This is a genomic window from Streptomyces sp. NPDC048424 (assembly GCF_040651555.1).
GTDB lineage: Bacteria > Actinomycetota > Actinomycetes > Streptomycetales > Streptomycetaceae > Streptomyces.
On the sequence record NZ_JBEZKE010000015.1, the window covers coordinates 88,797 to 110,652 of the forward strand.

The window sequence follows — 21,856 nt, forward strand, 5'->3', positions numbered from 1 at the left end:
TCCGCCGCTGGTCGGCAGGGGCGAGGGTGGGTTGCCCGAGCGGCCTAAGGGAACGGTCTTGAAAACCGTCGTGGCGCGAGTCACCGTGGGTTCAAATCCCACACCCACCGCTTGCAGGTCAGAGAAGTAGCAGGTCAGAGGGCGGGCCCCAGGTTCTGGGACTCGCCCTCTGCGCATACCCCGTCTCACTCCTGGTCCACGGGGTCCACCCCGGAGTGGATCACGGCATAGCCCCAGGTCACAGACCCGGGGCTATTGCTTTGCCCTACCAGCAGACCATTACCAGGCGCCGGTGATGGGGATGTCGCCCGGGTTGCCGTAGGTGAAGCTGGTGGCGACCGATCCGTTGTCGTTGGACAGGGTGAACTTCTGGGTGGCGGGTTCGTAGACGCCGATGGAGTCCACGCCGTCGCCGTTCCAGTCGCCGATCAGCGGCGTCCATCCCGGGTTGCCGAACATTGCGTTACCGACGGTGTTGCCGGCGAGGTCGCCTTCGTAGAACGTGGCGTTGTCGGGGCGGTAGACCGCGACGGTGTCCTTGCCGTCGCCGTTCCAGTCGCCGGCCAGCGGAACGTCGCCCGCATTGCCGTAGACGAAGCTGGCCGCGACGGAGCTGTTGTCGTTCGACAGGTAGAACTTCTGCCCGACCGGGTCGTACGCGCCGACGGTGTCCTTGCCGTCGCCGTTCCAGTCACCGACCACCGGCTTCCAGTTCGGGTTGCCGAACCGCACGGATATGGCCGCGGTGCCGTTGTCGTTCGAGAGGTGGAAGTCACCCGTCGCCGGGTCGTACACGCCGACCGAGTCCGTGCCGTCACCGTTGAAGTCGCCGATCAGCGGGGTCCATCCCGGGTTGCCGAACATGGCCGAGCCGAGGGTGCCACCCGAACCGTCACGCTCGTAGAACGTCTGGTTCGACGGCCGGTACACACCCGCGAAGGACTTCCGGGGGCTGGACGTCGGGTACGGGTCGGCCTTGTCCGCGCCAAGACCGGCGGCCGGACCACAGCTCGGCCAGGCGCCCTGTCCCTGGCCGGCCAGCACCTTCTCGCCTATCAGGATCTGCTGCTGCTTGGTGGCCTGGTGCGGGTAGGCGGCGTACTGGCTGCCGCCGAATGCCTTCCACGTGCTCAGGCTGAACTGAAGCCCGCCGTAGTAACCGTTGCCCGTGTTGATGGCCCAGTTCCCGGTGGACTCGCACTGAGCGACCTTGTCCCAGGTGCTCACCGAGGCGGCTTGGGCCGGCTGGGCGACGACGGCCGCGAGGCAGGCCGTGGCGAGGGTGAGGGCGAGTGAACCAGCCGCGCGGGTGGTGTTCGACAGGGCGTTGCGCATGGGGGTGTGGCTCCTTGTACGGGTACGGACAGGCGGGGGTAAGGCGACGGGGTGTGAGCTCGGGTGCGGGTACCGGGTGGGCGCCGACTGCGCGTCGCGCCCACCCGTTGACCTCTGGCACCTCGGGCCGAGCGCCTTACCAGGCGCCGGTGATGGGGATGTCGCCCGGGTTGCCGTAGGTGAAGCTGGTGGCGACCGATCCGTTGTCGTTGGACAGGGTGAACTTCTGGGTGGCGGGTTCGTAGACGCCGATGGAGTCCACGCCGTCGCCGTTCCAGTCGCCGATCAGCGGCGTCCATCCGGGGTTGCCGAACATTGCGTTGCCGACGGTGTTGCCGGCGAGGTCGCCTTCGTAGAAGGTCGCGTTGTCGGGGCGGTAGACCGCGACGGTGTCCTTGCCGTCGCCGTTCCAGTCGCCGGCCAGCGGAACGTCGCCCGCATTGCCGTAGACGAAGCTGGCCGCGACGGAGCTGTTGTCGTTCGACAGGTAGAACTTCTGCCCGACCGGGTCGTACGCGCCGACGGTGTCCTTGCCGTCGCCGTTCCAGTCACCGACCACCGGCTTCCAGTTCGGGTTGCCGAACCGTACCGATATGGCCGCGGTGCCGTTGTCGTTCGAGAGGTGGAAGTCACCCGTCGCCGGGTCGTACACGCCGACCGAGTCCGTGCCGTCGCCGTTGAAGTCACCGATCAGCGGGGTCCACCCCGGGTTGCCGAACATGGCCGAGCCGAGGGTGCCACCCGAACCGTCACGCTCGTAGAACGTCTGGTTCGACGGCCGGTACACACCCGCGAAGGACTGCTTCGTGTCGTCGACGATGTTGTCGTAGCGGAGGGCCTTGTAGAGGTTGGTCGGCCAGCCGGCGACCGAGCTGCTGTTGATGTTCGCCGTGTACTTGTTGGTCAGGACGCTGCTGTTCTGTTCGGCGTAGTACGTGAAGGTGCCTGCCGCCTTGTCCTTCCAGCCACCGAAGAGGATGACGTGGGCCTCGGTGTAGTTCAGGGCATCGCCCGGAAGCATCGAAGACTTGCTGATCTCGGACGAGATGCTGGGCAGAGTCCAGGTGTTGTACGACTGGGTGGCGTGCCAGGCCATGGACACGTAACCCGAGCAGTCCTCGCGGTAGCTGGTCCCCGCACCGTCGGTGTGGTAGCCGGACTGGTTGTACGGGACTCCCTGGTCCACCCAGTACTGGGCTCTGGCCATCACCTCGCTGCGGCTGATCTTTCCGCCCTTTGAGGAGGCGGCCTGGGCGGGCGCAGCCGCCACGGTCGTCAGGGCGGTCGCGGCGAGCCCGGCGGAGATCAGGGCGGAGGTGCAGCGCAGGACGTTGGAACGCTTGGTGCGGGACATGGGTGTCTCCTGGCAGGTGTCGGGAAGCGTGTGGTGCGGAGGTGGTGATGGTGCGAAGTCGTACGAAGTCGAGGGGGCGGACGTCAGCTGGTGAGCATGGCCAGCACAGAGGCGTCCGCGCGGGGGTCGTAGGACGCCGGTGCGGCGGATTCCCACTCGTCGAAGGTGAGGAGCGTCAGCACGGCGCCGCGCTGAACGACGTAGATGTGGTTGGTCTGGGCGCCTGCCGCCGAGGCACCCTGGACCCCGTTCCATCGGCGTGACCAGGCCCGACCGTTGTCGATGGCGGCCGTCTGCTGGACTGCGGCGTCGGGGGTCAGCCGGTACTGCTTCTGCAGCGCCTGACTGGTCTGGGCGCAGGAGTTCATGCCGTCGAGGACCTTCTGGTACGCGGCCTTGGCCGCCGACTCGTCCTTGAACGAGAGGGAGTTCTGGATGGCCGGGGTCTTGTGCGAACTGATGAAGCCCTGCTGTCGCCAGTTGGTGGCGCCCGGCACCGATACGCACTCGTTGAGCTGGAAGTCCTGCGTCAGCGGCTGAGTGACGGCCGGTGCGATTTCCTTCCACTTCTGCTGGGCGTTGTCCGGGAGCTGGGCGGGCTCCACCCGCTCGGCCTCCAGGACGGCAACCGCACCGCCGCCGCTCTTGACGGGCTTCGAGGCCTTGTCCGTGCTCTTGGCCGCACTCTTTCCGGTCGACGCGGAAGCGCTGGGGGTGGCATCGGCCGCAGGCTGCTTCGACGGCGTCTGTCCCGCAGGGGTGCTCGCCCCGGGTTCGGCGGCAGGCGGCACGTCGACGCTCGCCGCGCTGCCCGCCGTGGGGCTCAGCGGTGCGTCGGACGCGTCGGCGTGCTGGGCCAGCCCATAGACGGTGGCGGCGGCGAGGACGCCCGCGCTGGCGAGCACGGCGGTACGTACGCGACGGGACGCGGCGGTGCGGGACATGGCGGGTCTCCTGGAAGTGGGCAGGCCGAGGGGGCCTCGGTGCAGGGAAGCAGGGGGCGCTGAGCGGGGGAATCGGGGGCGCTGCACGGAGAAGGCGTCAGCGGTGCATCGTGGCGGCGTGGTAGCCGTGCGCGCTGAGAGGCGCGTGCGCGCCGGTGAGGATGGCGTGCGCCTGTTTCAGGGCCGCGTCCTCGGATGGGGCTCGCAGGAAGAAGTAGACGTCCATGCCTTCGTCGGAGGCCTTGGCCCGCAGGTGCTCCAGGCCGTGGGACGGGGCGGTGTGTGCCCAGATCAGATCGGAGACGAGGGCCAGCACGTCGTCCTGGGCGGGACCCATGGGAGTCCCGGCGATCGAGGCGCGGATGACGCGCATCAGAGCTAGTCCCAGTTGATGCTGTTGGCGCCGGCCTTCGGGGCGGTGTCCCAGTTGATGCTGCTCGGACCCGAGGCGCTGATCTTGGTGCTCCCATCGGTGACGGCGGTCGTGGCGACGCCGGCGCAGAGCAGAGCGGACAGGGCGGCGGCAGCGGTGATGCGGGCGGTGCGGGACATCGGATCTCCCCTGGGACGAAGGTGTGAGGCGGTTCGGGTGACTGCTGCTGCGCGCTGCTCCGGATCGTCCTTGCGGCTCTGGCCTGAGTCGGGGACTTTCGCCCCCGCCGTTCCGGTGATCACTATGTTGCTGTGCGCCTGACCTGCGCAGAAGGGGTTTGAGCTGGCACCAAGGGGACTGTCACCTTGGTGCCACTCTGCGCTTACGATCATGGAAGCGGCCGCCCTCATGCGGTCGACATCGGCTGGGGGGCTGGGATGCTGCAATCGTTGGGGCTGGGACCGGACGTGGAAGCCGTGTACCGGGGGATGCTGGCTGATCCGTCGGGGGGCATCGCGGAGCTGTGCGCGAGCCTCGGACTCACCGAGGCGCAGGTACGGGAGGGCTTGGACCGGCTCGTCGACCTCGACCTGCTGAGGCCTTCGCGGGACACCCCCGGTTCGCTGCGCGCGGTCAGTCCCGAGCTGGGTCTGGAACTGCTGCTGCGCCGCCAGGAGGAGGAGCTGGCTCGACGTCAGGGGGAGTTGGCCCGCAGCAAGGCCGCCGCCGCCCAGGCCGTGTCCGAATTCGCCGAGCTCCGCCCCAATACCGAGGTCGACGGCGCGGAACGGCTGGTGGGCATAGACGCCATCCAGAGCCGGCTTGAAGGGCTCGCCCACGGGCTGACGCGGGAGTGCCTGGCCATCCTGCCCGGCGGTGCCCTGTCCGAGGCCAGTCTGGAGGCGTCACGCCCGCTCGACCGACGAGCACTGGGCCGTGGCATCGAGATGCGCTCGATCTACCAGGACAGCGCGCGCAATGATCCGATGACCCTGGCCTACGCCCGGTGGCTGACGCAGGAAGGGGGCCAGGTGCGCACCAGCCCCCTGCTGCCGCCCCGTCTGCTGATCTTCGACCGCAGCGTGGCGGTCGTCCCGATCGACCCGGCCAACTCGCGCCTGGGGGCTTTGTGCACCAGCGCGCCGGGCATCGTGGCGTCCCTGCTGACCCTGTTCGATCAGACCTGGGACTCTGCCGTTCCCCTCGGCGCCGACCGCCCCCGCGCCACCGACTCCACCCCTTCGGCGGGTGAGCTCGAACTCCTCAAGTTGCTGGCCTCGGGCATGACGGACGAAGCGGCCGGAAAACGCCTCGGGGTGTCCTTGCGTACCGTCCGACGCCAGATGGCCGCGCTGATGGAACGCCTCCACGCCACCAGCCGCTTCGAGGCCGGCCTCAAGGCAGCCCAGCAGGGCTGGCTCTGATCCGCACCAGGCCCCCCCGCCAGGCTCCCCGTCTTCCGTCGTACTCCGCTGTTCCGAAGCAGACCCGGGTCGAAGACCCGGGTCTGCTTTCGCGTTCATACGTCTTTCCGGGTGGTGTTTGTCGGAACATCGGCGCGGAAGGCGGGGGCGCTCCGGTTGCGAACACATCATGACGAATGTATGCAGATCCGCCCGTCGGAACATCGCGAATCGAGGCACCCCGTCATGGCTCACCGCAGCGTCCTCACGTCGATCTGGACCTCCGTCCTCACCGTCCTCGTGGCCTTCCTCTCCTCCCTCGGCCTCGGCGGCAAGGCGGCTCTGGCCGCCGCCCCGGCTGTCGAAGTCCCGGCCCCGGCGGCCGTGGTCCCCGTCGCCCGGCCGGCCGTCGCGGCGCGGCGGACCTGGCGGGCGATGATGCGGGGCGGCTCGCTGCCGCCGACCATCAAGCAGCGGATCCGCGCCGAGGCCCACGGCAAGACCCCCTCGGTCCGCCGCTCGACCACCGCGGCCGCCATGGGTGCCGGAGCGGGAACCGCCGCTCCGCTCCTTACCTCGGTCGCATCCCCTGCCGGAGCACGAGTCGGAGCCGCAGTCGGAGCCGCAGCCGGAGCCCCCGTGGCCCCCGCCCGAGGAGCGCTCGCGCTGGCCGCGTGATCCCGTACTCGGAGTCGTAGCCGTACTCGTAGCCGTAGCCGTAGCCGTAGTCGTAGTCGTAGTCGTAGTCGTGTCTGTCGTCGTACCCGCAGTTGTAGTTGTACGGCGCTGGAGCCCGGTCGTCGCGACCGTGGATCGCGCCGCGTGGTGCCCCCGGAGCGGGGCACGGATGGAACACCCCGGCGTGCGCCGGGGGGCGCAGGGGGCGTGAAGCTTGGCATTGCAGGGCCGCAGGCCCGGGAGACGGTGGGGTTCCCGGACGGCGCGGCCCTTTTCGGCATGTCCGGGTCCGGTCGGTCTGGCGGAACGCTTCCTCCCTTGTGTGCCACGGGGGGTAGTCCGTTCCAGGGGGCTGGCCTGGGCCTTCGGGGGCGCGAATGAGGTTTATCCGATGTTGGTCATACTTGCGGGGGAATCGGGGATTCCGGGGTGGTTCGCCGGGGATTCGGTGGGCAACTCTGGTCTCGCGACGTCGTCACCACGAACGACCGAGGCGGTCGGCCAACTGCCTTGGAGCGAGTCCCACTTCGGTTTTCTGGAGGATAAAGACATGGCAAGCATCCGTACCGCCCGCGTCATCGCCGCCGTCGCCGCTCTCCCCCTCGCCGTCGCACTCTTCGGCGGTGTGGCATCGGCCGACAACGGCTCCTTCGCGAACGACGGATCGAATGCGAGCGTCGCCAGCATCATCGGCAGCGGCGTGGGTGGAAACAACGCCGGCAACTCGTCCACCTCGCAGCAGGTGGCCACCGGTTCCGGCGCCTCCAACCAGAACAACACCGCGCAGGTCAACGGCTCGGCCTTCACGGCGATCCACCAGGCCAACTCGAACGTGGCGGTCAACTTCCACCCCTGGTGGTAGATGCGGCCTGAGCCGCTCCGATTCTTGAGGGCGTCTGTGCGACCGGACCGGCTGGGGTCCGGTAGCGCAGGCGCCCTCGCGCATGCCCGCCTTCCGGGGCCGAGGGGAGTTCGCCGCTCCCGCCCCCTTTCCCGACCTTGACACCACGGGTGAATCTGACGGACAGTCAGGTTCCCTCGATGATGTGATGCCGGGAGGCCAGCGCCGTGCACCTCGCCCCGACCGAAGGCCAGTTGCGGCTGCGTGCCGAACTGCGCGAGTACTTCCAGGACCTGTTGCCGGACGGAGTCCCCGAGGACCCGGCCCTCCAGCGCGAACTGCTGCGCCGCATCGGCGCCGACGGGCTGCTCGGCCTCGGCTGGCCCGTCGAGTACGGCGGCCAAGGCCGCGGCGCCGACGAGCAGTTCGTCTTCTTCGACGAGGCCTACCGGGCCGGCGCCCCCGTCTCCATGGTCACGCTCAACACGGTCGGTCCGACCCTGATGAAGTACGGGACCCAGGAGCAGAAGGACTACTTCCTGCCCCGGATCCTCGCCGGCGACATCGTCTTCGCCATCGGCTACTCCGAACCCGAGGCCGGCACCGACCTCGCCTCCCTGCGCACCCGCGCGGTCCGCGACGGGGCGGACTGGCTGATCGACGGGCAGAAGATCTTCACTTCCAACGCCCAGAACGCGGACTGGATCTGGCTCGCCTGCCGCACCGACCCCGAGGCCCCCAAACACAAGGGCATCTCGATCATCCTGGTGCCCACCGACGACCCCGGCTTCTCGTGGACCCCGATCGAGACCGTCGGCGGCCTCACGACCACCGCTACGTACTACGACGACGTCCGCGTGCCCGCCGGCAACCTCGTCGGCCCCGAGCACGGCGGCTGGGGCCTGATCACCAACCAGCTCAACCACGAGCGCGTGGCCCTCGCCGCCATCGGCATGCAGGCGGAGGACTTCTACGGGTACGCCCTCAGCCGTGCCCGCACCCCCGACCCGGTCACCGGCGACCGGCCCGCCGACCTCCCCTGGGTGCAGGCCCGCCTGGCCGAGGCCCGCGCGCGACTGGCCGCCGTACGCCTCCTCAACTGGCGCCTCGTCCAGGACGTGGCCGGCGGCAGCCTGGCCCCCGGCGATGCCAGCGGCGTGAAGTTCCTCGGCACCGAGTCCACCGTCGAGGTGTACCGGATGTGCCAGGAGGTGGTGGGCGAGGAGGCCCTGATCCGCGGGCCGGGGCCCGGCGCCTTCGCGGGCGGCGAGCTGGAGCGGATGAACCGGGCCGCCCAGATCAACACCTTCGGCGGCGGGGTCAGCGAGGTCCAGCGGGAGATCGTCGCCATGATGCGGCTCGGCATGAAGGGGAGGAAGCGATGACGGCGGACGCCACGAGCACGGGCACGGGAACCGGCACCGGCGTGGGTACCGACGCCGGAACCGGCACGGCCGAGGAGGCAGCCCGGTTCCACGCACTGCTGGCGGCCTTCGAGGGACAGCCTGCCGCCACCGCGGGCCGGGGCAAGGACACGGTCAACGAACCCATGATCCGCCACTGGTGCGAGGCGATGGGCGATGCCAACCCCGCCTACACCGGGCCGGAGGCCATCGCCCCGCCCACCATGCTCCAGGCCTGGACGATGGGCGGTCTCTCCGGCCACTCCGACCGCTCCTCCGCCTACGACGACCTGTTCGCGCTCCTCGACGGAGCCGGCTTCACCTCCGTCGTCGCCACCGACTGCGAGCAGGAGTACGTCCGTCCCCTGCGCCCCGGTGACGCGATCACCTTCGACGCCGTCATCGAATCCGTGTCGCCCCGCAAGACGACCAAGCTGGGCACCGGCCACTTCGTGACCACCCGCATGGACGTCCGGGCGGACGGGGAACCGGCCGGCACCCACCGCTTCCGGATCCTCAAGTACGCCCCCGCGGCCAAGCGGGAGAAGAAGCCCGAGGCCCGGCGCCCCCGCCCGGTGGTCAACCGCGACAACCAGGGGTTCTGGGACGGAGTGCGCGACCACAAGCTGCTGATCCAGCGCTGCACCTCCTGCGCCACCCTCCGCTTCCCGTGGCTGCCCGGCTGCAACGCCTGCGCGAGCCCCGACTGGGACACCGTCGAGGCCTCCGGAGCCGGGACGGTGTTCAGCTACGTCGTGATGCACCACCCGCCCTTCCCCGCGTTCGACCCGCCCTACGCGGTCGCACTCGTCGAGCTCGCCGAGGGGGTCCGGATGATCAGCAACATCACCGGCGTGCCGTACGACAAGGTGCGCATCGGCCTGCCCGTCCAGCTGGAGTTCCTGCGCGTCGACGACGACCTCGAACTCCCCGTCTTCCGCGGGAGTGAGGGCTGATGGATTTCCACCCCACCGAGGAACAGGCCGCCGCGGCCGGTCTCGCCGCCCGGATCTTCGCCGATCTCGCCACCCACGAACGCCTCGCCGCCGTCGGCACCGGCAGCGACGCCGAACTGTGGAAGGCCCTCACCACGGCCGGACTGACCGCCGCCGTCGAGGAGATCGGCCTGCTCGGGCTGGTCCTGCTGCTGGAGGAACAGGGCCGCACCACCGCGCAGGTCCCGTACGCCGCCACCTGCGCGTACGGGATCCTCCCCGTGGCCGCGCACGGCAGCCCCGAGCAGCGCGCCCGGCTGCTGCCCGCCCTCGGCACGGGCGAGGCCGTCGCCACCGGAGCCTTCCCGGCCCGCGGCCGGATCGCCGCCTCCTCCGACGGCCGCCTCACCGGCACCGCCCCCGCCGTGCCCTGGCTGCGCGACGCCACGCACGTCCTGGTCCCGGACGCGGACCGGGCTCTGTGGCTCGTACGGACCGACGCGCCCGGAGTGGGGACGGCACCGGTGGAGACCACCGCCCCCTGGTCGGCGGGCCGGCTGACCCTGACCGGTGCCCAGGCCGAACGCATCGGGAGCGACAGCGCCTACGAGGACACGCTCGCCGCCGCCCGGACCGCCTTCGCCGGGCTCCAGGCGGGCGTCTGCGCGGGCTCGCTCGCCCGGGCCGTGGAACACACCTCCACCCGTGAGCAGTTCGGCCGGCCGCTCTCCACCAACCAGGGGGTGATGCTCCGCGCGGCCGACGCCTACATGGACACCGAGGCGATCCGGGTGACCACGTACGAGGCGGCCTGGCGCATCGACCAGGGCCTGCCGGCCCGTGAGCACGCGCTGACGGCGGCCTGGTGGGCCTCGGAGGCGGGCAAGCGGGTCGTGCACGCCGGCCAGCACCTGCACGGCGGCATGGGCGCCGACCTGGACCATCCCGTCCACCGGCACTTCCTGTGGGGGCGCCAGCTGGACGCCTACCTGGGCTGTGGCAGCGAGCTGCTGGCCGAACTGGGAGCTTCGATCGCTTCGACAGCCGAGGGAGAACACGCATGAACATCGGCGACACGCTGCCGCCGCTGGAGATCCCGGTCACCCGCACGCTGATCGTCGCGGGCGCGATCGCCTCCCGCGACTACCAGGACGTGCACCACGACGCGGCGCTCGCGCAGGAGAAGGGCTCCCCGGACATCTTCATGAACATCCTGACCACGAACGGCCTGGTCGGCCGGTACGTCACCGACCATCTGGGGCCGCACGCCGTCCTGCGCAAGGTGGCCATCCGCCTCGGCGCCCCCAACTACCCGGGCGACACGATGACCCTCAGCGGGACGGTCACCGCCGTGTCCGGGAGCACCGTCGAGATCCGGGTCGTCGGTGCCAACGGCATCGGCCACCACGTGTCGGGGACGGTCACCGCGGAGGTGCCGGCATGAGCGTGCGCACCCGGGACGAGCTCGGCGGCCGGGCCGCCATCGCCGGCATCGGCGCGACCGAGTTCTCCAAGAACTCCGGCCGCAGCGAGCTCAAGCTGGCCGTCGAGGCCGTGCACGCCGCCCTCGACGATGCCGGGCTGACCCCCGCCGACGTCGACGGCATGGTCACCTTCACTATGGACAGCAGCCCCGAGATCACCGTCGCGCAGGCGGCCGGCATCGGGGACCTGTCCTTCTTCTCCCGCATCCACTACGGCGGCGGCGCGGCCTGTGCCACCGTCCAGCAGGCCGCCCTCGCCGTCGCCACCGGGGTCGCGGAGGTCGTGGTCTGCTATCGCGCCTTCAACGAGCGCTCCGGGCGCCGCTTCGGATCCGGCGTCCAGCAGCGGGAGCCCTCGGCCGAGGGGGCGGCCCTCGGCTGGTCGCTGCCCTGGGGGCTGCTGACCCCCGCCTCCTGGGTGGCCATGACGGCCCAGCGCTACCTGCACACCTACCACCTCACCCCCGAGGCCTTCGGACACGTCGCGGTCACCGACCGCCGGCACGCCGCGAACAACCCGGCCGCCTACTTCCACGGCCAGCCCATCACCCTCGCCGACCACGCCGCCTCGCGCTGGATCGTGGAGCCGCTGCGGCTGCTGGACTGCTGCCAGGAGACCGACGGCGGCCAGGCCCTCGTCGTCACCACGGCCGAGCGGGCCCGGGACCTGCGGCACGCGCCCGCCGTGATCACCGCGGCCGCGCAGGGAGCCGGACGCCGCCAGGAGGCCATGACCTCCTTCTACCGCGACGACCTCACCGGGCTGCCGGAGATGGACGTGGTCGCGCGCCAGCTGTGGCGGACCAGCGGACTGCGCCCCTCGGACATCGACGTGGGCATCCTCTACGACCACTTCACCCCCTTCGTGCTGATGCAGCTGGAGGAGTTCGGCTTCTGCAAGCCCGGCGAGGCCGCCGACTTCGTGGCCGCGGACGCACTGCCGATCAACACCCACGGCGGTCAGCTCGGGGAGGCGTACCTGCACGGGATGAACGGCATCGCCGAGGCCGTCCGCCAGCTGCGCGGCACCTCCGTCAACCAGGTGGCGGGCGCGGCGCACGCCCTCGTCACGGCCGGGACCGGGGTGCCGACCTCAGGACTGATCCTCGGCGCCGACGGCTGAGACCCGGTCCTCAGGGCCCCCACCCCCTCCACCTTCAGGGGGTGGGGCCCGCCCTACTCCTACAACCTGAGATGGATCCCCCATCGGCACCTGCGGCCGATCCCACGGCGGGCGGGCGCTCCTAGCGTGGAGACATGACCACGCCTGTGTGCACGCTCGCCTCGAACCCGACGCCGTACCCGTCGTTCTCGGCGTACGTCCGGACCCGCGGCACGGTCCTGATGCGCACTGCGCGCTCCCTCACCGCCAACCCGTGCGATGCGGAGGACCTGCTCCAGACCGCCCTGGCCAAGACGTACGTGGCCTGGGACCGCATCGAGGACCACCGGGCCCTGGACGGCTACGTCCGGCGGACCCTGGTCAACACCCGTACCTCCCAGTGGCGCAAGCGCAAGGTCGACGAGTTCGTCTGCGACGAGCTTCCGGAGACCGAGGAGGCGCCGGCCTCCGATCCCGCGGAGGCGCAGGCCCTGCGCGACGCGATGTGGCGCGCCGTGACCCGGCTGCCGGACCGGCAGCGGGCCATGGTCGTGCTGCGCTACTACGAGGACCTGAGCGAGGTGCAGACCGCGGAGCTGCTGGGCGTCTCGGTCGGCACGGTCAAGAGCGCGGTCTCCCGCGCGTTGGGCAAGCTCCGTGAGGATCCGGAGCTCACTCCGGTCCGGTGAGGCGGGGAATGTTTCACGTGAAACCAGAGGATGTTTCACGTGAAACACGACGCGGTTTCTACCCCCGGGTAGTGACATGCCGAGCGGTATGTGCGCAGAATCGGCAGCATCCGTAGCCGCCGCAGCGCCGCAGCGCTCATCGGGAGGACGCTTTGCTCAGCACCATGCAGGACGTACCGCTCCTCGTCACCCGCATACTCCGTCACGGAATGACGATCCACGGGAAGTCCCAGGTCACCACCTGGACCGGGGAGGCTGAGCCGCACCGCCGCAGCTTCGCCGAGATCGGCACCCGCGCCACCCGCCTCGCAAGCGCCCTGCGCGACGAACTCGGCGTACAGCAGGACGACCGGGTCGCAACGCTCATGTGGAACAACGCCGAGCACGTCGAGGCGTACTTCGCGATCCCTTCCATGGGCGCCGTTCTGCACACGCTCAACCTGCGGCTCCCTCCCGAGCAGCTGGTCTTCATCGTCAACCACGCCGCAGACCGCGTCGTGCTGGTCAACGGCACCCTGCTGCCGCTGCTCGCGCCCCTGCTGCCGCACCTGCCGACCATCGAGCACGTGGTGGTCTCCGGCGTCGGCGACCGCTCCGCGCTGGACGGTCTGAACGTGCGCGTGCACGAGTACGAGGAGCTGCTGGAGGGCCGGCCCGACAGCTACGACTGGCCCGAGCTGGACGAGCGCCAGGCAGCGGCCATGTGCTACACCTCCGGCACCACCGGGGACCCCAAGGGCGTCGTCTTCTCGCACCGTTCGCTCTACCTGCACTCCATGCAGGTCAACATGACCGAGTCGATGGGACTGACCGACCGGGACACCACCCTCGTCGTGGTCCCGCAGTTCCACGTGAACGCGTGGGGGCTGCCGCACGCCACCTTCATGACCGGCGTCAACATGCTGATGCCGGACCGCTTCCTGCAGCCCGCGCCGCTCGCCGAGATGATCGAGCGGGAGAAGCCCTCGCACGCCGCGGCCGTCCCCACCATCTGGCAGGGCCTGCTGGCCGAGGTCACCGCCAACCCGCGTGACCTGACCTCGATGAAGCACGTCACCATCGGCGGGTCGGCCTGTCCGCCCTCCCTGATGGAGGCCTACGACAAGATCGGCGTCCGCGTCTGCCACGCCTGGGGCATGACCGAGACCTCCCCGCTGGGCACGATGGCCCACCCGCCGGCCGGACTGACGGCCGAGGAGGAGTGGCCCTACCGGATCACCCAGGGCCGCTTCCCCGCAGGCGTCGAGGCCCGCCTGGTCGGTCCCGCCGGCGACCTCCTGCCCTGGGACGGAGCGTCGGCGGGCGAGCTGGAGGTGCGCGGCAACTGGATCGCGAGCTCCTACTACGGCGGCGCGTCCGGCGAACCCTTCCGGCCCGAGGACAAGTTCAGCGCCGACGGCTGGCTCAAAACCGGGGACGTCGGTGTCATCAGCCCCGACGGCTTCCTCACCCTCACCGACCGCGCCAAGGACGTCATCAAGTCCGGCGGTGAGTGGATCTCCAGCGTGGAGCTGGAGAACGCGCTGATGGCGCACCCCGAGGTCGCCGAGGCCGCCGTCGTCGCCGTCCCGGACGAGAAGTGGGGCGAGCGTCCGCTGGCCACCGTCGTCCTCAGGGAGGGCGCGACCGTGAACTACACGGGGCTGCGCGAGTTCCTCTCGCAGTCCATCGCCAAGTGGCAGCTGCCGGAGCGCTGGACGGTCATCGAGGCCGTGCCGAAGACCAGTGTCGGCAAGTTCGACAAGAAGGTGATCCGCCAGCAGTACGCGGACGGAGTACTGGAAGTCACCAAGCTCGACTGACGCGCCGCCGCCCGCTAGCCCCGGGTGAGCCACGGCCGCAGCAGCTTGCTGACGGCGGGCATGGCCACGTAGGTCATCAGGGTGCTGAAGACGACGGCGAAGGCCGCCGTCCGCAGCACGAAGTGCAGATCCACCAGGTACGGCCCGAGCACCGCGTTGCCGGCGAGCGAGATCGGGAAGATGGCCAGCCCCGAGCTGATCGCCATCTTCCACCGCGGCGGCGCGGGCCGGGTCGTACCCGGCTTGGCGAACCACGTCTCCATGCCGTGCAGTTCCCGGCGGGCTATCTCCGTGTGGTGGTGACCGAGGCAGTTGGAGAACCACTGGGCCCGCTCCGCGGAGTCCTGCCAGCGCTGGAACGCCGCCTGGTTGCGGAAGCGGTGGACCAGGAACCACGGCCCGCCCTCCGTCGCCGGGCGGAAGAGCCCGTACCCGAGGTGGTCCGGGAAGCCGGCGGCCGTCTCCAGGATCCCGTGGGCCCAGGCCTCGAAGGTCTCCTCGTGCCCCGGGTCCACCTGGCGCGCGATGAGCAGGTTCACCTCCCCGTTGTCGGCGGGGACGGTGTGCTCGGTCGTTTTGGTGATGGCCATCGGGCCAGGATTACTAGTTGGTGCCGATCTTGGCCAGCAGGTCCACGATGCGGCCCTGTACGTCCGCCGTCGTGGCCCGCTCGGCGAGGAAGAGCACGCTCTCGCCGGAGGCCAGCCGCGGCAGGTCCGCCGGGTCGATGCCCGTCGTCGTGTAGACGACCAGCGGGGTGCGGTTCAGCTGCCCGTTGGCACGCAGCCAGTCCACGATCCCGGCCCGGCGGCGGCGCACCTGCATCAGGTCCATGACCACCAGGTTGGGCCGCATCCGGGTCGCCAGCTCCACGGCGTCGGTGTCGGCGCCCGCCCGGGCGACCTGCATGCCGCGCCGTTCCAGGGCCGCCGTCAGCGCGGTCGCGATCTCGTCGTGCTCCTCGATCAGCAGGACCCGGGAGGGGTGCTGTTCGCTGTCGCGCGGTGCCAGCGCCTTGAGCAGGACGGCCGGATCGGCGCCGTACGCCGCTTCGCGCGTGGCGTGCCCCAGCCCGGCCGTGACCAGTACGGGCACCTCGGCGGCCACCGCGGCCTGGCGCAGCGACTGCAGGGCGGTCCGGGTGATCGGCCCGGTCAGCGGGTCGACGAACAGCGCGGCGGGGAACGCGGCGATCTGCGCGTCCACCTCCTCGCGGGAGTGCACGATCACCGGGCGGTAGCCGCGGTCGCTGAGCGCCTGCTGCGTCTGCACATCGGGCGCGGGCCACACCAGGAGCCGGCGCGGGTTGTCCAGGGGCTCCGGCGGGAGCTCGTCGTCCACGGGCTGGGGGACGGGCCGGTTGACCACCTCGACGGCGCCGCCCGGGCCGTCGAGCGGCTCGGGGCCCTCGTCGGAGCCCGCCTCCGGGGCCCCTATGGCGAACGCCCGGCCCTGCGGGGCGGGCTCGGCGAGCCGGCGCCGACGGCCGGAGCCGCCACCCGACCCGGCGCCGGTGGCGTTGGGGTCCACGGAGATGCCCTGCCCGAGGGTGCCGAGGGCGCGCACGCTGATCGGCTGCGCGGCCTGACCCTCCGCCGGAGTGTCCTGCGGCCGACGCGCCCCGGGCACGGCGGCCGGGCCGGAGGCCTCGTCGTCCTCGGCAGCGGTACGGGCCGCCGGAACCGGCCAGGCCGGGGTGCCGGACAGCGCTCGGCGCCGCCCGGTCGGATTCTCGGCGGACTCGGCGGGCTGCGCGGCGGGTGCCTCGGGTTCGCCGCCCGGAGCGCCCAGCGGGCGCCGACCGCGGCGCCCGGCCGGGGTGTCGGCGTCGCCCTCGGCGGGAGCAGCGGCGGGGCCGGCCATGGCGGGGGTCTGCGGAGCGGAGGGGGCCGGAGTCGGACCGGCGGGCAGCGCGAAGCCGCCCTCGGGGGCGATGGGCCGCGCGGGAGCGGGCGTCGGCCCGAGCCCGGTCGCCGGAACGGGGCCGCCGGGCTGCGCCGGACCGGCCGGACCCAGCGCCCGCCGTCGCCCGGCGGGATGCTCGGTCAGCGGAACCGGGGGCACCGCGGGCACGGGCGGGAGCGCGGGCACGGCGGTGCCCTGCGGGGGCACGGGCCGCCCGGATCCGCCGTGGCCTTCGGGACCGCCCGGGCCTCCGATGGCGCCGGGGCCACGGACTCCGCCCGGACCACCGGTGCCGTCGGCCTCGCCGCTGCCGTCGCCGGCCCGGCCGCGCCTGCGCCCGGTACCGAGTCCGGCCGGATTCACCGGGGACTGCGCGAGCTCCGGGCCCGCGTCGGGAAGGCCCGCTTCTCCCGCGCGCCGCCGTCCGGACGGCAGCGCCAGCGCGCCCCCGCCCTGGCCGGCCGGCGCGGCGGCCGGACCCGTGGCCTCGTCGTCCAGGAAGGCGTCCACTCCCCGCCGGCCCCGCCGGCCGCCCGAGACCTTGCCGGGGGCGGCGCCCCCGGACGTGCCGGCGCCGTCCGTGGTCGGACCGGCCGGCGGCTCCTCCGGGGGCTCCGGCAGCGTGACCGTCCCGGCACCCGAGCCGAGCGGGAGCTCCAGCACGTACGCCCCGCCGGGCGCGCCCGGAACCTCCACCGTCTGCAGCACGCCTCCGTGCGCGGTCACGATCCCCCGCACGATCGGCTCGTGGACCGGGTTCCCGCCCTCGTACGGCCCGCGCACCTCGATCCGTACGACGTCCCCGCGCTGGGCGGCGGCCACCACGATCGTCGAGTCGCCGTACCCGCTGCCCTGGGCGGTCTTGCCGGTGGCGTCCACCCCGGCGACGTCCGCCACGAGGTGCGCGAGCGCGGTCGCGATACGGGCGCCGTCCACCTCGGCCTCGATGGTCGGCGCGTGGACGGCGAACTGCACGCGGCCCGGACCGATCAGATCGACCGCGCCGTCGACGCCCGCCGTCACGACGGTGTTGATCAGAACCTTCTTCTTGGCGAGCCGGGCGCCGCCGGAGTCCAGGCGCTGGAAGCCGAGCACGTTGTCCACCAGCGTGGTCATCCGCGAGTACCCGGCGGCCAGGTGGTGCAGCAGCTGGTTGGCCTCGGGCCACAGCTGTCCGGCGTCGTCGGCGGCCAGGGTCGCCAGCTCACCGCGCAGCTCGTCCAGCGGGCCGCGCAGCGAGTCGCCGAGGACGGCCAGCAGCTGCGCGTGCCGCGCGGCCAGAGCGTCGTAGGGCCGCCGGTCGGTGAAGGTCATGACCGCGCCGACGAGCTGCTCCCCGTCCCGTACGGGAGAGGTCGTCAGGTCCACGGCGACCGGCTGCCCGGCCTTGTTCCACAACACCTGCCCGCGTACGCGGTGCTTGCGCCCGCTGCGCAGGGTGTCGGCGAGCGGGGACTCCTCGAAGGGGAACGGCGAGCCGTCGGCGCGGGAGTGCTGGACCAGGCCGTGCAGTTCGCGGTTGCCGAGGTCGGTGGCGCGGTAGCCGAGGATCTGGGCGGCGGCCGGATTGACCAGCACCACCCGGCCGTCGGTGTCAGTGCCCACGACGCCCTCGGCGGCGGCGCGCAGGATCATCTCGGTCTGCCGCTGGGAGCGGGCCAGCTCGGCCTCGGTGTCCACGGTCTGCGAGAGGTCCCGGACCACGAGCATCAGCAGCTCGTCACCGGTGTACGAGGGTTGCGGCTCGCGGTAGGCGTCGCGGCCGTCGAGATGGGCGCTGGTGATCTCGACGGGGAACTCGGAGCCGTCGGTGCGGCGCGCGATCATCCGCTTGGGTTTGGCGCGGCCGCCGTCGTCCTCGCCGGGCCGGCGCATGGAGCCGGGGATCAGCTTGGAGTCGAACTCGGGCAGGAGGTCGAGCACGCCCCGGCCGACGAGTCCCGTGCCGGGACTCTCCATGACCTCGAGAGCGATCGAATTGGCGTTGACGACCGTGCCGTTGGCGTTGACGAGCAACAGCGCGTCCGGAAGAGCGTCGAGTATTGCTGCGAGGCGAGCAGCGCCTCGGGATGGCCTGCTGCTCACGACGAGCTTCCTCCCTGACCACAACTACCGGCAAGTCACGGGAGGAGTCTAAGGCCACAGGCCCGCGGCGGGGCGGCCGATGTGCGGTGGATACCGCACATTCCGCGCATCCTCCCAGGTCAGGAACGCCCACTCGGAAGCAGAGGTTCCAACTCGTCCCAGCGGCTGATTTCGCATCCGTTCGTCCGCCGAAACGTGGCGTCCACCTTGCGGCCGTTCCAGGTTCCGGTGATGCGGGCGGTGGCGGGGCCGCCGTGCTGCATGCCGCAGAGCTGCCGCTTGGAGACCGGGGCGAAGGGGTCCCTCCGCTCCTTGGCGAGCTGGTCCAGCCGTGCGCAGGCGCCCGCGGCCTGGGGGTGGTCGCCGCCGACGGGGTCGCATTCGAGCCGGTACTCCCGGTCCAACTGGCGGTTCCCGGTGTCGGCCATGGCGATGGTGAGGCGGTCGGGCGGCGCCAGCAGCCCGCCCAGGGGCACGGTCAGGGGTGGGAGCGGGCCCGCGGCCGCGGCGGCCAGGGCGGAGGTGACGGCGAAGGCGGCGAGACGCAGCATGGGGCACTCCAGGTCGTCCGTACGTCGTACGCCTGACCAACGACGGGGGCCCGCCGACGTTGCGTGCTGCGGCTGCTTTAAGGCTTTGCCCTCTGCCCGTCCCGCCTAGTACCGTGGGAGCGGATTGGTGAGGGGCCCTGCGCCTGTGTCATCATCTGCACGCACCTTCGTACGCGGGGGTGTGCTGGAGGCGTCGCCTAGTCCGGTCTATGGCGCCGCACTGCTAATGCGGTTTGGGGCTTACCCCCCATCGAGGGTTCAAATCCCTCCGCCTCCGCACCTCATCGAAGCCCCGGTCCTGACGGACCGGGGCTTCGATGCTTTTCCGGGGCAATCCGCTCGGCTCCGACCTCTGTGCGAACCCATCCGGACGATCTTCGTCCGGGGTGTTTCCGCAGGTCAGCAGGGGTTTGGCTAATGGATTTCGCGTCCCGGCGAGGTCCATGTATTGTTGTTCTCGCAAGGCCAACGGGGCGCAAAACCCCGAGAAGCCCAAGCACTCGTAGCTTAACGGATAGAGCATCTGACTACGGATCAGAAGGTTGCAGGTTCGAATCCTGCCGAGTGCACAGCAGGCCAGAAGCCCCAGACGAAAGTCTGGGGCTTCTGCCGTTTGCCGGTCCCGCTGCATACGGTACGTGCATGATCGAACCTTCGAGGGAAGCGCTGTCCGGCCTCTATCCGGAGCTGGCGGCGCCGGGCGGCCTGCGGGAAGCGCTGGCCGGCGAGGCGGCTCGCCGCGGGCACGATGCCGGTCCGCTGGATCCCGTCGAGGGGTTCGACCCCGCGGTTGCCGCATGCGGCACACGTGGTGAGGCGCGGTTCGCCGTGTACGCCACCAATGCCGACGAACGCGAGTTCCGTATCGAGATCTCAGCGGTACACGGACGGCCTTGGGGTGCCTTCGGCAGTACCGACGACCTCGCGGTGGTGAGCGCCATCCTGCACGCCTGGCGTGACGGGGCGCCGATCGATCAACTACGCCGTGAGTGGACGTTGCTGGCGGCGGATCCTCTGGATGCGGCACCTCCCGGGAGGGTGGTGTCGACCGCTTGGCGGCTGACTCTGGATCGCTCGCCGGCGATCAGGCTGGGCGACGCCGAACTGGCCGAGGCCCTGTACGCGCAGCCGACCCTGCGCGTCTTCTTCCCCTTCCCGTCGCACGGTCAGTTCAGCCTGCTCAGCAGTACCAAGGTTCCGTTCTACGAGGAGGTTCCGCGGGTAGAGCCAAGCGGAGACGATCTGTGGAACGTGGTTCTCCGCTGCTCGCGGTGGTCGCCGCAGATACCCTCACGCGTCCTTGGTTCCCGCCTCGGCGCTCGCGAAGCCGCGGCGTTGGTGGCCGCGAACGTTCCCGCGGGCAGTGGCCCGGCCATCGAGGGAGGCTGGCCGCACCCCGCACCCCGCACCCCGCCCCCGGTGATCGGTGACATCGACGGCGCACGTCCTGTCGGGGGCCTCTCCTCCTCGATGGGGAGGGGGTCCCCCGGAGGTACTCAGGGGTGGGATGGCTCTGGCGGGTGATGCCGACCACGCGCCGGCCTCGGTACGGTTTTCGAAGATCGTCCGAAGCTGGAAAACGGGGGCACTCATGGGACTGTTCGGGAATGCGCACACCGTCGACCCCGTGTCGGCGCAGCGGGACTACGCGCGACTGCTGGGGCAGGGGGAGCAGGTGCACGCCGCCTTCCTGTTGATCCGCGACACGATCCTGTTCACCGACAGGCGGCTGGTGCTCGTCGACAAGCAGGGGCTCACGGGGAAGAAGGTGGAGTACCACTCCGTCCCCTACCGGAGCATCACCCACTTCTCCGTGGAGACCGCCGGCCACTTCGATCTCGACGCCGAGCTCAAGATCTGGATATCCGGGAGCCCGGCGCCGATCGAGAAGACCTTCACCAAGGGTGTCGACATCTACGAGGTGCAGGCGATCCTGACGCAGTTCGTGGCCCGGTAGCGGGGGCTGGATCCGAAAGAGACGGCCTAGAGGACCCGGGGGAGGCCGGTCACCGACATCACCAGGGAGTAGAGGGAGGTGGTGGCGGTGATGAAGAGGCGGTTGTTCTTGGCGCCGCCGAAGGTGATGTTCGAGACCGGCTCGGGGACGTGGACGCGGCCGATGAGGGTGCCGTCCGGGGCGTGGCACTGGACGCCGTTCTCCATCGCGGCCGCCCACAGCCGGCCCTCGTCGTCGAAGCGGATGTTGTCGACGCGGGGGCAGGCGGTGAAGACGCGGTCGTCGGTGAGGGCGCCGTCGTCGGTGACCTTGAAGGCGCGGATGTGGCCCGCGCGGGTGTCCGCGGCGTACAGCTCGCTCTCGTCGGGGGAGAAGACGAGGCCGTTGGGGCCGAGGAAGCCGTCGGCGACCATGCGGACCTCGCCGGTCGAGGGGTCGGCCCGGTAGAGGTTGCAGGCGCCGATCTCGCTGGGGGCGCGGTGGCCCTCGTAGTCGCTGGTGATGCCGAAGTCCGGGTCGGAGAACCAGACGGAGCCGTCCGAGCGGACCACCGCGTCGTTCGGGCTGTTGAGCCGCTTGCCGTCGAAGCGGTCGGCGATGACGGTGATGGTGCCGTCCGGCTCGGTGCGGGTGACGCGCCGGTTGCCCTGCTCACAGGTGATCAGGCGGCCTTCGCGGTCCAGTGTGTTGCCGTTGGAGTGGCCGGCCCGGGAGCGGAAGACCGAGACCGCGCCGCTCTCCTCGTCCCATCGGAGCATGCGGTCGTTGGGGATGTCGCTCCACACCAGCTGCCGCCAGGCAGGGAGGTACAGCGGGCCCTCCGCCCAGCGGCAGTCGTCGTAGAGCCGCTCCAGCCGGGCGTCGCCGTTGGCGCAGCGGCCGGTCCGGAAGCGCTCGTCCAGGATCTCGTACAAGGTGAGGTCGGCAATGGCAGACATGATTCCCCCTGAGACAGTTCTACCGAATTCTGTTCGGTCTGATGGTGAGATTGCAGGATCAGGTACCGTCTTCGCAA

At 70.9% G+C, this 21,856-nt stretch carries 21 protein-coding genes and 3 tRNA genes; 15 read left to right on the plus strand and 9 right to left on the minus strand.

Annotated elements, in window-relative coordinates; all coding sequences use genetic code 11:
• The first annotated feature begins 25 nt into the window (after positions 1-25).
• A tRNA-Ser gene (locus AB0D29_RS22125) sits at positions 26-110 on the plus strand.
• 169 nt (positions 111-279) lie between these two features.
• On the opposite strand, the gene AB0D29_RS22130 is transcribed toward AB0D29_RS22125, so the two are convergent.
• The 5 genes from AB0D29_RS22130 to AB0D29_RS22150 all read right to left on the minus strand — a co-directional run bounded on the left by AB0D29_RS22130 (position 280) and on the right by AB0D29_RS22150 (position 4,185).
• A complete protein-coding gene (locus tag AB0D29_RS22130) occupies positions 280-1,335 on the minus strand; it encodes a transglycosylase family protein (protein ID WP_362856458.1) in 1,056 nt (351 codons plus the stop codon).
• 136 nt (positions 1,336-1,471) lie between these two features.
• Positions 1,472-2,689, minus strand: a complete 1,218-nt coding sequence (locus tag AB0D29_RS22135; RefSeq protein ID WP_362856459.1) for a hypothetical protein — start codon at positions 2,687-2,689, stop codon at positions 1,472-1,474.
• An 83-nt stretch (positions 2,690-2,772) separates the two neighbouring features.
• Positions 2,773-3,633, minus strand: coding sequence for a hypothetical protein (locus AB0D29_RS22140; protein WP_362856461.1), 861 nt, complete (start codon positions 3,631-3,633; stop codon positions 2,773-2,775).
• A 97-nt stretch (positions 3,634-3,730) separates the two neighbouring features.
• Positions 3,731-4,006 (minus strand): hypothetical protein, encoded by a 276-nt coding sequence (locus tag AB0D29_RS22145; protein WP_362856463.1) that lies wholly within the window; start codon positions 4,004-4,006, stop codon positions 3,731-3,733.
• Between the two features lie 5 nt (positions 4,007-4,011).
• Entirely contained in the window at positions 4,012-4,185 is a 174-nt protein-coding gene (locus AB0D29_RS22150; RefSeq protein WP_362856464.1) for a hypothetical protein, read from the minus strand.
• Between the two features lie 258 nt (positions 4,186-4,443).
• On the opposite strand from AB0D29_RS22150, the gene AB0D29_RS22155 reads away from it, so the two are divergent.
• The 10 genes from AB0D29_RS22155 (at position 4,444) to AB0D29_RS22200 (ending at position 14,343) form a co-directional block, all read left to right on the plus strand.
• The gene (locus AB0D29_RS22155) at positions 4,444-5,430 is read left to right on the plus strand and encodes a helix-turn-helix transcriptional regulator (protein ID WP_362856466.1); all 987 of its coding nucleotides are present in this window, start codon (positions 4,444-4,446) and stop codon (positions 5,428-5,430) included.
• Between the two features lie 225 nt (positions 5,431-5,655).
• Complete coding sequence (locus AB0D29_RS22160) at positions 5,656-6,087, plus strand: DUF6344 domain-containing protein (protein ID WP_362856467.1); 432 nt, start codon at positions 5,656-5,658, stop codon at positions 6,085-6,087.
• 550 nt (positions 6,088-6,637) lie between these two features.
• The gene (locus AB0D29_RS22165; RefSeq protein ID WP_351287883.1) at positions 6,638-6,949 is read left to right on the plus strand and encodes a hypothetical protein; all 312 of its coding nucleotides are present in this window, start codon (positions 6,638-6,640) and stop codon (positions 6,947-6,949) included.
• A gap of 206 nt (positions 6,950-7,155) precedes the next feature.
• On the plus strand, positions 7,156-8,313 hold the full coding sequence (locus tag AB0D29_RS22170; protein ID WP_362856468.1) for an acyl-CoA dehydrogenase family protein: 1,158 nt from the start codon (positions 7,156-7,158) through the stop codon (positions 8,311-8,313).
• The gene (locus AB0D29_RS22175; protein ID WP_362856470.1) at positions 8,310-9,287 is read left to right on the plus strand and encodes a bifunctional MaoC family dehydratase N-terminal/OB-fold nucleic acid binding domain-containing protein; all 978 of its coding nucleotides are present in this window, start codon (positions 8,310-8,312) and stop codon (positions 9,285-9,287) included. The genes AB0D29_RS22170 and AB0D29_RS22175 overlap by 4 nt, the downstream gene beginning before the upstream one ends.
• Positions 9,287-10,330: an acyl-CoA dehydrogenase family protein gene (locus tag AB0D29_RS22180; protein ID WP_362856472.1), complete on the plus strand. Its 1,044-nt coding sequence runs from the start codon at positions 9,287-9,289 to the stop codon at positions 10,328-10,330. The genes AB0D29_RS22175 and AB0D29_RS22180 overlap by 1 nt, the downstream gene beginning before the upstream one ends.
• The gene (locus AB0D29_RS22185) at positions 10,327-10,710 is read left to right on the plus strand and encodes a MaoC family dehydratase (RefSeq protein ID WP_362856474.1); all 384 of its coding nucleotides are present in this window, start codon (positions 10,327-10,329) and stop codon (positions 10,708-10,710) included. Before AB0D29_RS22180 ends, AB0D29_RS22185 begins: the two co-directional genes overlap by 4 nt.
• On the plus strand, positions 10,707-11,873 hold the full coding sequence (locus tag AB0D29_RS22190; RefSeq protein ID WP_362856476.1) for a lipid-transfer protein: 1,167 nt from the start codon (positions 10,707-10,709) through the stop codon (positions 11,871-11,873). The genes AB0D29_RS22185 and AB0D29_RS22190 overlap by 4 nt, the downstream gene beginning before the upstream one ends.
• Before the next feature lie 134 nt (positions 11,874-12,007).
• Positions 12,008-12,541: a SigE family RNA polymerase sigma factor gene (locus tag AB0D29_RS22195; RefSeq protein WP_362856477.1), complete on the plus strand. Its 534-nt coding sequence runs from the start codon at positions 12,008-12,010 to the stop codon at positions 12,539-12,541.
• A 152-nt stretch (positions 12,542-12,693) separates the two neighbouring features.
• Complete coding sequence (locus tag AB0D29_RS22200; RefSeq protein ID WP_362856479.1) at positions 12,694-14,343, plus strand: long-chain fatty acid--CoA ligase; 1,650 nt, start codon at positions 12,694-12,696, stop codon at positions 14,341-14,343.
• Positions 14,344-14,357: 14 nt separating this feature from the next.
• Here the strand turns inward: AB0D29_RS22200 and AB0D29_RS22205 are convergent, their stop codons facing one another.
• From AB0D29_RS22205 to AB0D29_RS22215, 3 genes are all read right to left on the minus strand, one after another.
• Positions 14,358-14,933 carry an antibiotic biosynthesis monooxygenase gene (locus AB0D29_RS22205; RefSeq protein WP_362856480.1) on the minus strand — a complete coding sequence of 192 codons (576 nt, stop codon included), beginning with the start codon at positions 14,931-14,933 and terminating at the stop codon, positions 14,358-14,360.
• 13 nt (positions 14,934-14,946) lie between these two features.
• Positions 14,947-18,333: a PAS domain-containing protein gene (locus tag AB0D29_RS22210; protein ID WP_362856482.1), complete on the minus strand. Its 3,387-nt coding sequence runs from the start codon at positions 18,331-18,333 to the stop codon at positions 14,947-14,949.
• Between the two features lie 119 nt (positions 18,334-18,452).
• Positions 18,453-18,884: an SSI family serine proteinase inhibitor gene (locus AB0D29_RS22215; protein WP_362856484.1), complete on the minus strand. Its 432-nt coding sequence runs from the start codon at positions 18,882-18,884 to the stop codon at positions 18,453-18,455.
• Between the two features lie 186 nt (positions 18,885-19,070).
• Between AB0D29_RS22215 and AB0D29_RS22220 the strand changes: the two genes are divergently transcribed.
• From AB0D29_RS22220 to AB0D29_RS22235, 4 genes are all read left to right on the plus strand, one after another.
• Positions 19,071-19,161, plus strand: a tRNA-Ser gene (locus AB0D29_RS22220).
• A 219-nt stretch (positions 19,162-19,380) separates the two neighbouring features.
• A tRNA-Arg gene (locus AB0D29_RS22225) sits at positions 19,381-19,453 on the plus strand.
• Positions 19,454-19,526: 73 nt separating this feature from the next.
• On the plus strand, positions 19,527-20,408 hold the full coding sequence (locus tag AB0D29_RS22230) for a DUF6193 family natural product biosynthesis protein (protein ID WP_362856485.1): 882 nt from the start codon (positions 19,527-19,529) through the stop codon (positions 20,406-20,408).
• Between the two features lie 67 nt (positions 20,409-20,475).
• Positions 20,476-20,841, plus strand: coding sequence for a PH domain-containing protein (locus AB0D29_RS22235; protein WP_319723656.1), 366 nt, complete (start codon positions 20,476-20,478; stop codon positions 20,839-20,841).
• Between the two features lie 26 nt (positions 20,842-20,867).
• Here the strand turns inward: AB0D29_RS22235 and AB0D29_RS22240 are convergent, their stop codons facing one another.
• Entirely contained in the window at positions 20,868-21,779 is a 912-nt protein-coding gene (locus AB0D29_RS22240) for an SMP-30/gluconolactonase/LRE family protein (protein ID WP_362856487.1), read from the minus strand.
• Between the last annotated feature and the right edge of the window lie 77 nt (positions 21,780-21,856).